14 protein-coding genes are annotated in these 15,654 nt (G+C 51.0%); 10 read left to right on the plus strand and 4 right to left on the minus strand.

Annotated elements, in window-relative coordinates; genetic code table 11:
• Positions 1–15: 15 nt before the first annotated feature.
• Positions 16–1,089 carry an L-threonylcarbamoyladenylate synthase gene (locus ACQ6WK_RS15035; protein WP_432798206.1) on the minus strand — a complete coding sequence of 358 codons (1,074 nt, stop codon included), beginning with the start codon at positions 1,087–1,089 and terminating at the stop codon, positions 16–18.
• Positions 1,090–1,283: 194 nt separating this feature from the next.
• Between ACQ6WK_RS15035 and ACQ6WK_RS15040 the strand changes: the two genes are divergently transcribed.
• From ACQ6WK_RS15040 to recO, 4 genes are all read left to right on the plus strand, one after another.
• Positions 1,284–2,711 (plus strand): MFS transporter, encoded by a 1,428-nt coding sequence (locus tag ACQ6WK_RS15040; RefSeq protein WP_432798207.1) that lies wholly within the window; start codon positions 1,284–1,286, stop codon positions 2,709–2,711.
• A gap of 437 nt (positions 2,712–3,148) precedes the next feature.
• A complete protein-coding gene (locus tag ACQ6WK_RS15045; RefSeq protein ID WP_432798208.1) occupies positions 3,149–3,739 on the plus strand; it encodes a response regulator in 591 nt (196 codons plus the stop codon).
• 166 nt (positions 3,740–3,905) lie between these two features.
• Positions 3,906–4,595 carry a hypothetical protein gene (locus tag ACQ6WK_RS15050; protein WP_432798209.1) on the plus strand — a complete coding sequence of 230 codons (690 nt, stop codon included), beginning with the start codon at positions 3,906–3,908 and terminating at the stop codon, positions 4,593–4,595.
• 76 nt (positions 4,596–4,671) lie between these two features.
• Complete coding sequence (gene recO, locus ACQ6WK_RS15055) at positions 4,672–5,502, plus strand: DNA repair protein RecO (RefSeq protein ID WP_432798210.1); 831 nt, start codon at positions 4,672–4,674, stop codon at positions 5,500–5,502.
• Between the two features lie 65 nt (positions 5,503–5,567).
• Here recO and ACQ6WK_RS15060 read toward each other — a convergent pair whose 3' ends face one another.
• The 3 genes from ACQ6WK_RS15060 to ACQ6WK_RS15070 form a co-directional block, all read right to left on the minus strand.
• Positions 5,568–6,911 carry a glycosyltransferase gene (locus ACQ6WK_RS15060; protein WP_432798211.1) on the minus strand — a complete coding sequence of 448 codons (1,344 nt, stop codon included), beginning with the start codon at positions 6,909–6,911 and terminating at the stop codon, positions 5,568–5,570.
• A gap of 197 nt (positions 6,912–7,108) precedes the next feature.
• Positions 7,109–7,726 (minus strand): adenylate kinase family protein, encoded by a 618-nt coding sequence (locus ACQ6WK_RS15065; RefSeq protein ID WP_432798212.1) that lies wholly within the window; start codon positions 7,724–7,726, stop codon positions 7,109–7,111.
• 216 nt (positions 7,727–7,942) lie between these two features.
• Positions 7,943–10,114, minus strand: coding sequence for a beta-glucosidase family protein (locus tag ACQ6WK_RS15070; RefSeq protein ID WP_432798213.1), 2,172 nt, complete (start codon positions 10,112–10,114; stop codon positions 7,943–7,945).
• 402 nt (positions 10,115–10,516) lie between these two features.
• On the opposite strand from ACQ6WK_RS15070, the gene ACQ6WK_RS15075 reads away from it, so the two are divergent.
• From ACQ6WK_RS15075 to ACQ6WK_RS15100, 6 genes are all read left to right on the plus strand, one after another.
• Positions 10,517–11,158 carry an RrF2 family transcriptional regulator gene (locus ACQ6WK_RS15075; RefSeq protein WP_432798214.1) on the plus strand — a complete coding sequence of 214 codons (642 nt, stop codon included), beginning with the start codon at positions 10,517–10,519 and terminating at the stop codon, positions 11,156–11,158.
• Between the two features lie 226 nt (positions 11,159–11,384).
• Positions 11,385–12,605: an IscS subfamily cysteine desulfurase gene (locus tag ACQ6WK_RS15080; RefSeq protein ID WP_432798215.1), complete on the plus strand. Its 1,221-nt coding sequence runs from the start codon at positions 11,385–11,387 to the stop codon at positions 12,603–12,605.
• A gap of 122 nt (positions 12,606–12,727) precedes the next feature.
• Complete coding sequence (iscU, locus tag ACQ6WK_RS15085; protein ID WP_432798216.1) at positions 12,728–13,141, plus strand: Fe-S cluster assembly scaffold IscU; 414 nt, start codon at positions 12,728–12,730, stop codon at positions 13,139–13,141.
• A gap of 213 nt (positions 13,142–13,354) precedes the next feature.
• Entirely contained in the window at positions 13,355–13,687 is a 333-nt protein-coding gene (erpA, locus tag ACQ6WK_RS15090) for an iron-sulfur cluster insertion protein ErpA (RefSeq protein ID WP_432798217.1), read from the plus strand.
• A gap of 93 nt (positions 13,688–13,780) precedes the next feature.
• Complete coding sequence (locus tag ACQ6WK_RS15095; protein ID WP_432798218.1) at positions 13,781–14,446, plus strand: SAM-dependent methyltransferase; 666 nt, start codon at positions 13,781–13,783, stop codon at positions 14,444–14,446.
• Between the two features lie 336 nt (positions 14,447–14,782).
• Complete coding sequence (locus ACQ6WK_RS15100; protein ID WP_432798219.1) at positions 14,783–15,571, plus strand: type II secretion system protein; 789 nt, start codon at positions 14,783–14,785, stop codon at positions 15,569–15,571.
• Positions 15,572–15,654 lie beyond the last annotated feature (83 nt).

Raw genomic sequence — 15,654 nt, forward strand, 5'->3', positions numbered from 1 at the left:
AGAAAGAAACGACAATCAGTGCGTCATCGCTGCACGACGTAGACGATCATTGATCGCCCTACCAAGTCCAATTTCCGGAACCGGTTGCGCCACAATCAAGTCCAGTCGCATACGATCTAGCTGCCGCATGGATTCGAACAGCTTCGATGCTGCTTCGATCAAATCTCCCGATTCCGACAACACAATCACATGCTCAAACTTCTCAGCAACACGCGGCTCTGGCTTGCGCAGCGCCAACAACCCTGCTTTGGCAAAAAGCTGTGACGTCACAAGCGACGCTGGCGATTTCACCAATTGCATCGGCGTCCGCGGTGCATAATGTCGACTCAACATTCCGGGCGACGCGAGCCCTTTTGAATAGTCTTCGTGATGTTCACCTTTGGCTTCAGGTTTCTTCACCGCAATCGAAACCTGATCTTCTCCCAACACGCGTTGAATCTGCTCAATCGATGTTCCGCCCAAACGCAATACAACAGCCTTACCTGTCGTCACACTCACTACCGTCGATTCAACACCCGTTTCCGACGAGCCACCATCCAAAATAAAACCCAGCTCATCTCCAAATTCGTCATATACATGCTGCGCGCTTGTCGGTGAAACCGATCCAAACTTATTCGCTGAAGGTGCTGCAATAGGCGTCCCCGCATGTTCAATCAGCGAGCGTGCCACCGCATGGTTTGGCAATCGCAACCCTACCGTCGGCAAACCAGCCGTCACAATATCCGGTACATCTGATGATTTATGCACCACCAACGTGAGCGGCCCCGGCCAAAACGCTTCTGCCAGCTTCTCCGCATGTGCCGGAAACGATGCCGCAATCTGCTTCGCCTGAACAACCGACTCTACATGCACAATAAGCGGATCGAACGATGGCCGTTGTTTCAGCGCAAATACCTGCGAGACCGCTGCTGGATCAAACGCATTTGCCCCCAAACCGTAAACCGTCTCAGTCGGAAACGCGACGAGCTTACCCGCTCGAATCTGATCGGCTCCTGCAACAATCGCCTCGTGCTCAAAGCCTCCATGAATATTACTTGGCGTGGTATCGGTCATGTCATAGACGTTATCGGGGGTCGCCAGGCAAATCAAGATGACCACCTCAATGGATTCATAGGCCGATGTGAACCATCTATTCTGTTGTGCCCAACCGACCGGTTGTGTATGTTGGAGAATTGCGGCCCGTTTTTGTAGCGCACATCACCACCTAGGCGATGGCGTGTAATCCCACAGCATTCCTCTTTGGCTGCAAAACCACAATTAAAGGGAACCGAATGATCCGCCGAATGACAAAGCCAATTCGGACGATGTCTCAGCCGCTTATGGCAAGACAAAGTTATCGTCATGAAATGATGACGGTGATGTTCTTTCCGATTGCCATGTCGCTTGTTGAAGGCAGTGTCATTGCTGTTTTGGCGGATAAAACCTTTGGTGTTGGTAAACTCGGATTCGCCACCATCGTTGCAGCACCGATGTTCGCCAACCTGACCAGCTTTATATGGACATGGCTGGCACGCGGCAGAAAGAAAGTCGGTTTCATTGCCAGCCTCATGATCGGCCTCTGCCTGACGCTCTGCGCCATCGCAACTCTGCCCGCTTCACCAACCGGTGGACTCCTCCTCGTCGCACTCGTCATTCTCGCGCGCTGCTTGCTCAGCGGTGTCACTACCCTCCGCTCCACCATATGGCGGCAAAATTATCCTAAGCACTCTCGCGCCAGCATTACCTCCAAATTCGCGATCGTCGTAACGCTCATCCTTGCTATCAGCCCTATCCTCATCTACCGCTTGCTCGACAATGACCCCATGTGGTTTCGTTACGTCTACCCCTTAGCTGCACTCGTCGCAGTCATCGGCCCAATTTCCTTTTCACGTATCAGACTCCGTGGCGAGAAGGAAATCCTCACTTATGAACGTGGTGAACATCTATCCCAACCCTCAAACCTCCATCGCAGCCTCCAACCCGGCAATCAACCCAAAGAGAAAACCGGTCACCTCCGTAGCTTCTATGACGTGCTGCACGGCGACAAATATTTCCGCTCATACATGACATGGCTGTTCATACTTGGTATTGGCAACATGACCGCGGAAATCGCTATTATCCGCCTCATCATCCGTTATACAGACGGTATGAAATATGAATACATGGGCAGCATCCTTTTAACCACAACCGTCCCAATGATCCTGGCAATGCTGTCCATGCCGCTATGGGCAAAGTACCTCGATAAAGTACATATCACCAAATTCCGTAGACGACACATACTCGTCATCGCAGCTGGCGTCTTCGGCTATTGGTTCGCGTGCTTAACTGGCATCGTGTGGATGATCATCCTCCCAAGAATCATCTCCGGCGCCGCACGTGGCGGCGGCATCCTTGCATGGCAACTCGGCCATCATGATTTTGCCGACAAAAAGCTGGTCAGTGTCTACATGGGCATTCACGTCACACTCACCGGCATCCGCGGCGCGTTCTGCGCCTACCTTGCAGTTTTATTCCTCGATGGCATCTCGCCTATCCATGTATTAGACTTCGAATTTCCCGGCTGGCAGGGTATGGGTGAAAATATCTTCCTCTTAAGTGGATCGTTTTGCATGATCGCTTGGCTTGGCTTCACACGTCTGGAACGACGCATCCGTCACGCCAAACAGCAAGACGTTGAACGCACCATCAGCGAAAGCGAAGTAAGCACTACCGTTACCTCCCATAATCAGTAATCTCGAAACCACCCCAGATTACTCTTAGAAACAAGCACCAAATGGGTGTTTGCGGGGGATAAGCTGTACACAAGCAGTGAAAAAAATGCGAGTGGGTATTGCTCGACAGCAACATATCAGAAGCATATTTCTTAGGACTTGCTCAAATGAACACAAGCTGGGTAAAAGTGTTCCGTCTGGCGGGTAAGGTGTTATCATAGGGAAAAGTCATACGACTTTCCTACCTCAGGGAACACTGAAAAGTGTCTCCAAAACACCGTTTCCGGTGGCAAAAACCCGACAACGCAAATTTGTTGACCTTGGCGCATTGACTTTCCGGACGCGTCAGACATTAAATTTTGCTGATACGTGGTTTTATTGTTTGTCGTTGGATTGGCGTAAGTCATCCACGATGCCTTGGGGGCTTAGTTAGTTTCATAAGTAAGGGGAAGAATAAAATGACTGCAACTCATCAAGTTACCAACAGTTTAACAACGGGCCAGGTTGCCAAGTACTGTGGCGTGAACTACCGGACCGTGATCCGATGGATTGAGCGTGGCGAAATGAAGGCATACCAACTGCCAGGCCGCGGCGACAACCGCATTGAGATCGAAGATCTGATTGCCTTCCTACGTAAGAATCAGATGCCGGTCCCACTCGAATTATCAGGCGGTCTCAACAAAGTCCTGATCGTCGAGAACGATCGCGCCCAAGCCCAGACCATGGCTGCAGCACTACATCAGTCTGGTTATGAAACCGAGATCGCAACCTATGGCTTCTTTGCCGGTGCGATGATCGATCACTACCGACCAGCTCTTGTCATCTTTGACCTACAAACACCAGGGCTTGGTGGCATTGAGGCGGTGCAGTTCCTGCGTAAGAACTCTCGAACCAAGCACCTGAAGGTTCTGCTCATCAGCGATAATGCGAATGAAGACCAGCACGCCATGATTGATGCTGGCGCAAACGCAGTGATCCAGAAACCATTCCAAGGCCACGATCTTGTGAATCGTGTGGATCAGCTGGTTGGCAAGCCATTAGAAAACTAACACGTGTCTGATTGATAACGATACTAACTTCATACCCGGCGCAAGTCGGGTATGTTTTTATGCGCCCCCCGGAACAGCATGCAGTTATGCAGACCCGCTTTCAACATTGCCATACGTTCACGATAAGTTGTTTATCAGGAGCCACCGTTTAAGCCGATAGTCATTGTTGGTTGGCAGTATCTTTTTATTGGGACAGGTTGGGCGCGTTACCGAGCGACCGGGAAGTGGGGACCACGTGCGGGAACCTATCGAAGTAAGAACCAGTAAAGGCCGCGAACAAACCGCAAGGCGCGTGGCAGGTTTACTCCGTCGTCATGGCTATGATGTACTCACTATGGGCGACCCCCTACCTGTACATAAACAAACAGATGCTACTGAGCAAAACATCACACAACATGATCACCCAACTTTTGTAGGTCCTGAGAAAATTCAACTCGTCAGTGGCTTTACCGATGATTTCACAAGCGACGAGATGGAAGTCGCATCTCATGACCAAACTCAATTAAAATTTCCAACCGATGTTTCCTTTGGTAGACACGAAGGCACCCTTGGCAAAAGTGCTGTAGATTTACAGGTAATCCTTCGTGCAAGTGATTGCTCCCTCGCCCTCTGCCTGCGTCTCGTCGAACTACTTGTGGATCCCCAACAAAATGACGCGCCACAGACAGACACACACAAAAGCGACAGCCATGCCGATCCTTTGGTTGTAAGCTCGCAATTCCAACATGCTGAACAAATCACCAATCACCTGCTCCGCCTCAAAGACAGTCTGAGCGCAATCGAAGGACTCCTTGGAGAAATGAATCTCTTACACCACGAGATTGATCAAGACCTTCCTCGCCCACGCGGTGCATGATACAACTCTCCATCAGCCTTCGTAACAAACTCGCCACACTAAAGATAGAACCGTGCTCGTTCGGTACAATACCTGCATGGCGAGAATCAAGGACAGTGCAATCTGCATCCGACATCTGGACTGGTCTGAAACCAGTCAGATTGTAGTTCTGCTCACTGAACAACACGGTATGTTGCGCGGCCTTGCAAAAGGCTCCAAACGCACCAGCCCTAGCGCCATTGAACGCTTTAGCGGAGGCATCGAATTACTAACTCAAGGCGAGATCATCGCCAAAAGCAAAGCAAGTGAAGGCCTCGCCATTCTCACTGAATGGAACCTTGAGAATGATTACTACCCTTTCCGCCGTAAACTTCAACTACAACGATTTGCAATGTTCGGCGCCGATGTCGCTGGCGCATTGGTCGCAGACCATGATCCACATCCCAAATCCTACCGCGCACTAAGCAGTTATCTCGACGCGCTCACACGTACAATTAAGCACAACAAAATTGATAATGTGTATCTCGCAGCAGCCACGCTCATCTTTCAATGGCTCATGCTCGATGATGCTGGCTACCGCCCGAGCCTGATCACAGATGCACAAAGCGGCGAAATTTTACCTGACAACAAAACTTATATCTTTGATCCCATTGCAGGCGGCCTAACTGAATCGCCAACCCCTGGCCGAGAAGACTGGAAAGTCCGCAAAAAAACCGTCCAAATGCTCCGCCTACTCGATGAAATGACCGAACACAGCTATCAAGACAAAACTAGTGAAACAGAAAAAACTGACAAAGAATTCCAAGAAATACACGAAGTAATTAGTGGCATGGATATGGACAGTCTCACACGTGGCAACAAACTTCTCTGTGCCTACTTGCGGGCACTTTTAGACAAAGAACTACCCACAATGCAGTGGGTGCTATAAGAAAGCACAGCCCGTAATCAGGCAAACTCAATCCATCGCTATACACTAGTCAGGATTCGAGGATATTACTTGCGATCGATGATCTCAATATCATGCGGCGCATGAATTCGATAGGTGATCCCACCCCAAGTAAAACAATGCCCAAAGAAAGATGAGATCGCACAGATCCAATGAACAAGCATCCAGAACGGCGTGAACAACATGTCGTATTTCCAAATACCACGTAGCTTTTCTTGGGCCTGATCATCAAGCGTTGTATGTGCTACTTGCCTACGAAAACGACCTCTAAAAAAGTCTAGTGTAAACACCGCAAGCAGTGTAAATAGAGCGATCGGCCACGTCGTCGTCAAACACGCAAGTGAAATCAATGCAGAGAAAAATCCAAACAAATACAACGATGTCGCAAGCGGCCCCACAATCCACGTTGCCGGTTGATACACACGTGCATGCATGTACTGCCTGCGACCAAACTCAAATAGCGACGGCCAAGTAAAAGACACTGGTGAATTCACCAACATATTCGGCACCAAATAAACCCGCTTACCTTTTGCCTGCACTGCATTGGAAAGATTCACATCATCATTAAATGTGCCCCGCCACGGTTTGGGCATATCAATCTCATCCAACGTCGTTCGTAACACTGCCATCGAACCACCCCACGCACAATTCCGCCGATCACGCCCCTGCAACGTCACAATCGAAGAATTGATGATGCACGCCACATGCGTTGCCAAAGATGACTTTGGCCCATGCTCTGGCAACAACCACCGCCATGCTGTCGCCACACCGATCGTCGGGCGGTACAACGGCCGAATGATCTTTCTTAACCAGTCATCGCCCATCACCGCATCAGCGTCCGCATAAACCACCGCCTCATCTCCATCATCCATCAGCTGCATCGCTGCAATCTGATTGTGAACTTTCTGCGCTTCGTTCTGGGCGAGCCCAGCTGAGATTAACTGGACTAAGCGCAAATTAGACGATCGTTTTTTATCTGCGCTCACATCTGCAGGTTGCCACGTCAGCACGGTGGTCCCATCACCTTCTTCTGACTCAGGCAAAGAAGAAACAGAAAACCCGCCGCCAAGATAATCACGAATCGCCACAAACGCAGCATCATCGTCCGCTTCGGTAGCAAAGATCAATTTGAATGAAGGATAGTTCTGCTCAAGCAAACCTTGCATGTGGTGCGCAAGATTCGGGTCCGCACCTTTGACCGGGATGATCACCACCGCGGAGGGAGTGAAATCTGGCATGGTCTCGCCGCGCGCTTCGTTGACCTTTTTCTTTTGCTCACGGCGGAGAAACATGTAAACATTTCGTAGCCCAAACATCGCTTGACCAATCCATATCAGCCAAACCAAAAGCAAGATGTACTCTGGGAGGGTAAATAGCATAAGGTGAGACATTGTAGTAAATGCTGGCTGGGATTGTGATCGCAATAATCGACACGTGACTTTTTACAGGCACATCATGAACTGGACGGATAAATGCACCGCTTAGAGCACATCAGAGCCGAAAATCACGACAAAATCTTCATGGATCATCGTGACGTACCGCGCCGTGGTGACCGATAGAAATGACAATTATCTAATCAAGGGCAGAATCAAGCACCATCAAATTCAGCAAACTTCACTTCTTGAATTGGCACAATCTGCTCTAGCACCTTCTCCAACACCAGTGCAGGCGAGCCGATCGCATCAACTTCTGTAATGATCGACGACGGATAATAATCCAGCACCGGCTTGGTCTCGTCTTCATACACCGCCCACCGCTGGCGGATCACCTTTTCATCCGCATCATCAAAACGGTTCTGCTTAAGCGCCCGGCGACGCAAACGTTCAATCATCGCTTCCTGATCACGGCAAACCAAGTGCACCACCTTCAGCACATCGACGTACTCTTCCATCAACTGCGCTTGCTCCACAGTACGCGGAATACCATCGAGAATCAGCAAATCAAAGTGCGGCTTATACTCACCCAGCACGTGACGCGCCTGCAAATTCGATGCCCACATCTTCACCGTCACATCGTCCGGCACCAACTCCCCGCGCGATGAATACTCGTAAAAAACCTTCCCTAAATCAGAATAGATATCCAAGTTTCGAAAGATATCCCCGCAAGATACATGGTAGTAACCGGGGATGCGTCCGACGATCTGACCCTGTGTGCCTTTACCTGAACCGGGAGCACCGAATAGGAGAATGGTCTTGTAGCGATTCATGCTGCGATGTACCCACTAAAAAAGCTGTGTGAAGAAATCCAAGCAAGCCTCAGCCTGCACGCATGTCCCGGCGATTATAACCGCCCATCGCCTTCATTTGCCGCATCAGAATTCAAATTCTGCAGTTCTCCACCGCATATCCCCAATCCCACTTCGGCGCACAAAATACCCCATACGGAGCATGACCCTCTGCCATATCTACCGTGAGGACCCCCCTTACGGTTTCTCCTGAATCGCCAATCCACCATCATCACCCAGCACAAACCTCCCCTGAATCGGTGTATCCCGCGAAGACCCACCTACCAATACCTCAAACAGACCCGGCTCCGCCTTCCAATCCTTCAATTTCTCACTCCAGAACATTAAATCTTTCTTCTCTAGCCGCAACGTCACCGTCTTCGATTCGCCCACTGCAAGATCAACCTTTACAAAACCCTTCAACTCTTTCGTCGGCCGCTCTTCACTGCTCTCCAAATCACTCACATACAACTGCACCACCTCCTTCCCTCCTCGATCTCCAACATTCTTCACCCTCACGTTCGCCACAATCTCATCACCCTCAGCACGCAACGTCAAACCCTCATACACAAACGTCGTATAGCTCAACCCATGACCAAACCCATACAGCGGCTCAATCCCTTCCGTATCAAACCAGCGATAATCCACAAACACACCCTCCCCATACTCACAATCCCAAAACCCCGATGGATCATGCTTCCAATATGCCTTGGTCCCAATCTTCTCACCCTCAGGTAAATACCGCCCATACCAATGATGATCTTCCGCACGCTTACCCAGCGTAAACGGCAACCGCCCCGATGGATTCACCTTTCCAAGTAGTACATCAGCAAGCGCCTCCCCACCATGCTCACCCGGAAAAAACATCTGCACGATCCCGTCCACCCGACTGGCAAACGGCGTCATATCCATCCCCGAACCCGACACATTTACCACTACAACCTTCTTCCCCAAACCAATCATTTCATCCAGAAAATCATACTGCCTTTGCCGCAACTCAAACGGCTGATCCTTCGCCTCACGTTCATGCCAAAAATCAGAACCCACTCCCACAATAATCAAGTCCGCATCTGCCGCCACCTGTTTTGCTTCCTTGTGATCCATCACCATAATCAGCCGCGGCTTTTTCCCCGTCTCCTTCGCCTTCACATCCTCTGTCTCCCGTGCGTTTGCAAACCAATCATCACTCATCCCGAGCCATCGAATTTCATCCGAACCCTTCGCCAGCGCCCCACTCAAACTCACATTCGTGAACGGCTTGTTCTTAAAGAACGCCGCCCCTCCCCCGCCCGCCGTCGTTTGAACCACATTCCACCCCACCACCGCCACTTTCGGATATCGCTTCGAATCAAGAGGCAAAACACCATCCTTGTTCTTCAGCAGTACCACCGACTCACGTGCAATTGCCTCCGCTACTTCCTTATGGTGCCCCCGCCAAGACCCTTCCTGTGCCGCACGATCCAACATCCCCATCCGGATCGCCGTCTTCAAGATCCGCTCACACATCCCATCAATCTCGCGTTCATCAATCCGCCCGTCCGCCAGCCGCGCTTTGATGTCCTTCTCATTAAAATACTCACCAAACGGGCATTCCTGATCCAAGCCATTTCCCCATGCCGTATCCAAATCAAAAATCGACTTCCAATCACTCATCACAAAACCATCAAAGCCCCAATCTTCGCGCAGCACATCCTTCAATAGCCAACTGTGATATCCCGCATACACACCGTTCACTCGGTTATATGCATTCATCACAGACGCAACCTCACCCTCCTGCACCGCCGCCTTAAAAGCCGGGAAATAAATCTCCCGCAGTGCCCGCTCACTCACCACCGAGTTGCTCTGCTTACGATGCCAGTCCGTGTTGTTTGCTACAAAATGTTTGATCGTCGCCCCCACGCCATGTTGCTGCACACCCTTGATGTAAGGGACGACCAACTTGCGCGCTAAATACGGGTCCGCACCCATGTACTCAAAATTTCGCCCGCACATATGCACACGATAAATGTTCACACCCGGGCCAAGCAGATAGTCCACTCCGTAGTACCGGCACTCTTCCCCGATTGCATCGCCATACGCCGCCGCCAATTCAATATTCATCGTCGCCGCCAAACCAAGCGTACAGGGAAACGATGTCGCCTCCGGTGAGGCGCGCAAACCGCAAGACGCATCCGCATAAACCAAACTTCGCACACCCAACCGCGGTACAGCCGTCGCCCCAAACTTCACATCCCCACCAATCAGCGCAATCTTCTCTTCAAGCGTCATCTCCGCCACCAAGGCCATCGCCCGCGCCTCCGAATCTGCCACCGTAGGTGATACCAAAGCCAAACATAGCAATCCGACCATCCAAAAGTTCATGCACTTCATCCAATGCTCCTACTTGACCAGAACGGCTAGTTATCATCCAACAATTAATAATACTATCTTTTTAGAAATATATTACCCCCATCTACGTATAACACAAGCGTACAACTACAATTGGTAGTTAGTGCCAATTTCTACCACTCAACCAATGTTGCCCTTCGAACTGCAACCCAGTAACAAAAATTGGTACAATGGCCCCTCACACGCCCTTTGACGTGTTCCTTGCCTGTATTGCCGCCTGCTTACTGGTGTTGCGACTCAGGCACCCCTTTGCCCGCTTGAACAAAGCTCGCACAACATGCCTGATCACGACGCCAGCGGTGCTGCCCCGGCTAGATTTGCCACACCAGGGTGTTCTTTTTTAGAATACTTCCAGAATGTATCCCGGCACCGTTGAATTGGTACATGATTAGTACTAATATGATGCAGACCGGCTCCGAGGGCAAAACCACAATCGGGTCGTGTTTAGCGTCGTTGATGTGTTTCGCAAAAGCGATAATTAGTTTTAAACGCTTAAATGAAGGGTTTTTAACGATGCTGAGTTTGACAAGAAAAACGGATTACGCGCTCGTCGCGCTCGCAGACCTGGGCCGCCGCTATCAACAGAATGAAAAGCCGGCCAGTGCCCGCGTCATCGCCGACGCCTACAAGCTCCCGCTTCCGCTGCTCATGAATGTCCTCAAGGAACTTTCCTCCACAGACATTCTCGTCAGCACTCGCGGAGCCACAGGCGGGTACAAACTTGCCCGCGAGCCTGAATCGATCTCGCTGCACGATGTCGTCATCGCCATCGAAGGCCCACTCCGCGTTGCACTTTGTGCTGACAAAGAAAACAACGGGCACCATTGCAGCATCGAAATGGACTGCCCGATCAAAACGCCAATCCGTACCCTCCATCAGCGCGTCACCCAAGTCTTCAAGGATATGAGCCTTGCAGAACTGATTGCTGAAAGCGATTTTGCCGGTCAAACCGAACCCTGCCAATGCGGTTGCAGCAGTACTGAAAAACTGGCCAAGATCGCGATTGAAAACAAAACCGAGTCTTGAGTAAACATGCGGCAAACCGCAGCAGCTCAACACTTGGATAACCAGCCTCGCCTGTGCTTTGTTATCCAAATAATTTCGGCGGGCACGGGGAATAGATGTTGCAGGCAAACATAATTGTTGTCGGCATGATTGACATGAATTGAGTGGCATAAAATCCCGTGGCCACAGATTGTTCACGGGTAACTGACAATAGATCGCCCACGGGCGAACAGGGAGTAATCAGAGAATGGCTTTAGAACTGCCTATCTACATGGATAACAATGCGACCACGCGCATGGACCCGCGTGTGCTCGAGGAAATGCTGCCGTACTTTACTGAAAACTATGGCAACTCCGCTTCACGTTCACACAGCTTCGGCTGGGCCGCCGAAGACGCTGTCACCAAAGCACGTAAACAGGTCGCAAACCTCATCGGTGCCAACCCCAAGGAGATCGTCTGGACCTCTGGTTCAACCGAATCTTGTAACCTCGCCATCAAAGGCGCCGCCGAAATGTATGCCTCCAAAGGCAAACACATCATCTCCGCCGCACACGAACACAAAGCAGTCCTCGACCCCTGCAAACGACTCCAGCGTGAAGGCTACGACGTCACATTCCTCGAGCCCGGTGAAGACGGCATCATCACTGCACAAATGATTGCAGACGCTGTCCGTGAAGACACCATCCTTGTCTCCATCATGTGGGCCAACAATGAAATCGGCACTGTCAACGACATCGAGAACATCGGCAAGCTCTGCAAAGAAAAGAAAATCCTCTTCTTCACAGACGCCACGCAAGCCATCGGCAAAATTCCCGTCAACGTCGAAGAGGCTGGCGTTGACCTGCTTTGCGGTTCCGCCCACAAACTCTACGGCCCTAAAGGCGCAGGCTTCCTCTATGTCCGCCGCCGTAACCCGCGCGTCCGCCTTTCACCCATTATCGATGGTGGTGGCCACGAACGTGGCATGCGTTCCGGCACACTTAATGTCACCGGCATCGTCGGTCTCGGCAAAGCATGCGAACTAGCAGGACAGGAAATGGAAGAAGAATCCAAACGCCTCTCCACACTCCGCGACCGGCTTATCAACGGCATTACCAGCCAACTCGAAATGGCTGTCCTCAACGGACACAAAACCAAACGTCTCCCACATACCGCAAACATCTCCTTCCCCTACGTCGAAGGCGAATCACTCATGATGGCCATGAAAGACATTGCGGTTTCCTCAGGCTCCGCTTGCACCAGCGCCTCACTCGAGCCCAGTTACGTCCTAAAATCACTTGGGCTTGGCGACGAACTCGCACACTCCTCCATCCGCTTCGGTCTTGGCCGCTGGTCAACCGAAGAAGAAGTAGACTACACCATCGACAAGGTTGTCGAAGCCGTCAATCACCTCCTCGCCATGAGCCCCCTCTACGACATGGTCAAGGAAGGCATCGACCTCGCCACTGTTGAATGGGGCGCACACTAACACTCCACTCCGCAAGTCCGCCGCTTGTACAGACAACCACCCATGGTTAGCACCGCCTGATCATGGGTTAAACAGAACAACCCACCCGTGATTGGGTGAGCAATAAAGACAGGAGATACATCATGGCTTACTCAGACAAAGTCATCGATCACTACGAAAACCCACGCAATGTTGGCGCGCTCGATAAAAACGCAGACAATGTCGGCACCGGTGTTGTCGGCGCGCCTGAGTGTGGCGACGTCATGAAACTTCAGATCCAGGTCAACCCAGATACCGGCCAGATCGAAGACGCTAAATTCAAAACCTTCGGCTGCGGCTCCGCGATCGCCTCATCCTCCCTCGCGACCGAATGGCTCAAGGGGCGCACCATCGACCAGGCCAAAGAGATCAAGAACACGGATATCGTGAACGAACTGTCTCTCCCGCCAGTCAAGATCCACTGCTCAGTACTCGCCGAAGATGCCATCCGTCATGCCATCGCCGATTTCGAGGAAAAGCAGTCGGCCCCGGCTGACAAAGCAGAAGCAGCTAAATAGTTGCTTTTTACCCAGCCTCACAAATGCGTCGCATAAACGCAAGCAACCTATATTTCTGGACGATCACCTGGATTAGGTTTGAAAATTGAGACCGAAACGGTCAGAATGTCGAACTGATAAACATGACAACCACGTAATATAGTCATGGACCACACGGGAAGGCGGAGCCGCCGCAAGTTGTAGCGACCGCAAGAACACCAGCGGAGTATAAACATGGCCATTAATCTATCAGAATCAGCCGCACGCGAAATCAAGACTATTGTCGAGCAGCAAGAACTCGACACGGATAAAGTCCGCTTGCGCGTCGGCGTCAAAGGTGGCGGTTGCTCAGGCTTCTCATACCTGCTCGATCTCACCGAACAAGAACGTGACACTGACGAAATTTTTGAAGAAAACGGTGTGAAGATCGTCTGCGATCCCAAGTCATACCTTTACCTCAATGGTACGAGTATCGACTTCAAAGATGAAATCATGGGACGCGGCTTCGTCTTCAACAACCCCAACGCCACCAACACCTGTGGCTGCGGCTCCAGCTTTAACGCCTAATCCGCTACAAGCTGAACCAACAAACAACGAATCCAAACCCGTGATTATTCACGGGTTTTTTATGAGCAACTCTGCACGTGCTATCATGCCAATATGCCCTCCCCCTCTGAAACCGACAACCCCTACGTCTCTCGCGGCGGACTCAAACTCCACGCTGCTATCGAAGCATTTAATCTCAGCAAAACCATCGGCATCCAAAACAAAACCTGTTGCGACCTCGGTTGCTCCGTCGGCGGCTTTGTTGATGTCTGGCTTCAACACGGCGCATCCAAAGTCTACGCTGTTGACACCGCCTACGGCACACTCGCTTGGAAACTCCGCCAAGATCCCCGTGTCATCACCCTCGAAAGACAAAACGCATTACACGCCGAGCTCCCCGAAAAAGTTGATCTCATCAGTATCGATCTCGGCTGGACCAAACAAAACAAAGCAATCCCCGCCGCACTCGCCCACCTCAAAGATCATCCAGACGCTCGCATCATCACCCTGATCAAGCCGCACTATGAAAAACCACATTTTGATCGCACAGAACAACCTGAACCGTCCCCTCAAGCCCGCAGCAAAAAGCACCTGAAAAACAAAGGTAAGAACCGCGCCCCACTCTCAGATCAAGAAGCTGAACAAGTCAATCAGTATGTACTGGATGAAGTCCTTCCCACTCTCGGCGTCACCGTCCTAGATTGCATAATCTCCCCCATCAAAGGTGCCAAAGGCGGCAATATCGAATACCTCGCCCTGCTCCAACCCAATCTCACCTAACACTCCCCCCTCACGCACCACAATCGCTGCACACCTTCATCACAAACACCAAACGTGTATGCAACCCATTCTGAGACGCTGCTATACCAGCTACACAAAACCACTTAGCACAATACAACGCATAAATAGCACAATACAATTGACACCAATCAGGCGCACATGTAAACTGATAGGAAATCTGATATACCAATTGTATCCTAGCCCTTAGGAGTCCAAATTCAGTATCCCTAGACATCCAGGCAGCTATTCTGCGCTAATGTGAGCCACATCGAACAACACCACATTTAAAACATTCGCCTGTTCACAATCAAAACCCAATACGTCAGGAAACACAACATGAAAACAAGAAAAGCATTCACACTGATCGAACTGCTTGTTGTCATTTCAATCATTGCATTACTTGTCGCTATCCTACTCCCTGCATTAACAGCTGCGCGCTCCGCTGCCAGAAGAATTCAATGTGCCAGCAACGTCAGGCAGATCATGCTTGCCGCCGCGGCATATCGCGCTGACATCGGCGCATACCCGTATCAACATGGCCGTGATTCAAATGTTCCCAGCGCGGCGACCTACGGCGATAAAGATGCATCAGGCAACCTGATTATGATTTCTTTCAACAGCGAAAACGTACCCGCAGGCAGTTGGGCAGCTTACTTGTACAAATATATGAACGAAAACATCGAGTTTTTCCAGTGCCCAGACGCCATCGACGAATACAGCTCATTCTCCACCGAAACCCGCTTCGGCTTCGCCATGAACGGCATCGTCTCACACTTCAACACACGTGAATTCAAAAATCCATCACAAATCGCCGCTTTCTTCGACGGATCATCCATGACCACCAGCTCGCCTATCCGCAACTTCCTCGCAGCAAGCAGCGGCGACCCAGAGAAAGATGCTCTCTGGAGCGGATGGATGCGTTATGGCACCGGCAATCTTTACGCCAACCGATTCCACGAAGAAGGCCGTAACCAAGCCTACCTCGACGGCCACACCGAGTTCATCAAAACTGAAAACCTCACCTGCTCACAAATGGGAACACTCATCAACGGCCAAGACATACCCGAACCTGAAACTTCCACCAGCTACCTCGACCCCGCCCGCACAGGCATCCTCAATGACTAAACCCACGTAATTCACCGCCAAGCCCCAGCCCCCTATTTCGCTCATCCAAGATGTTGCCCATCAAGCGAACTCATTGTCAAACG

It is taken from the genome of Poriferisphaera sp. WC338 (assembly GCF_050931845.1).
GTDB lineage: Bacteria > Planctomycetota > Phycisphaerae > Phycisphaerales > Phycisphaeraceae > Poriferisphaera.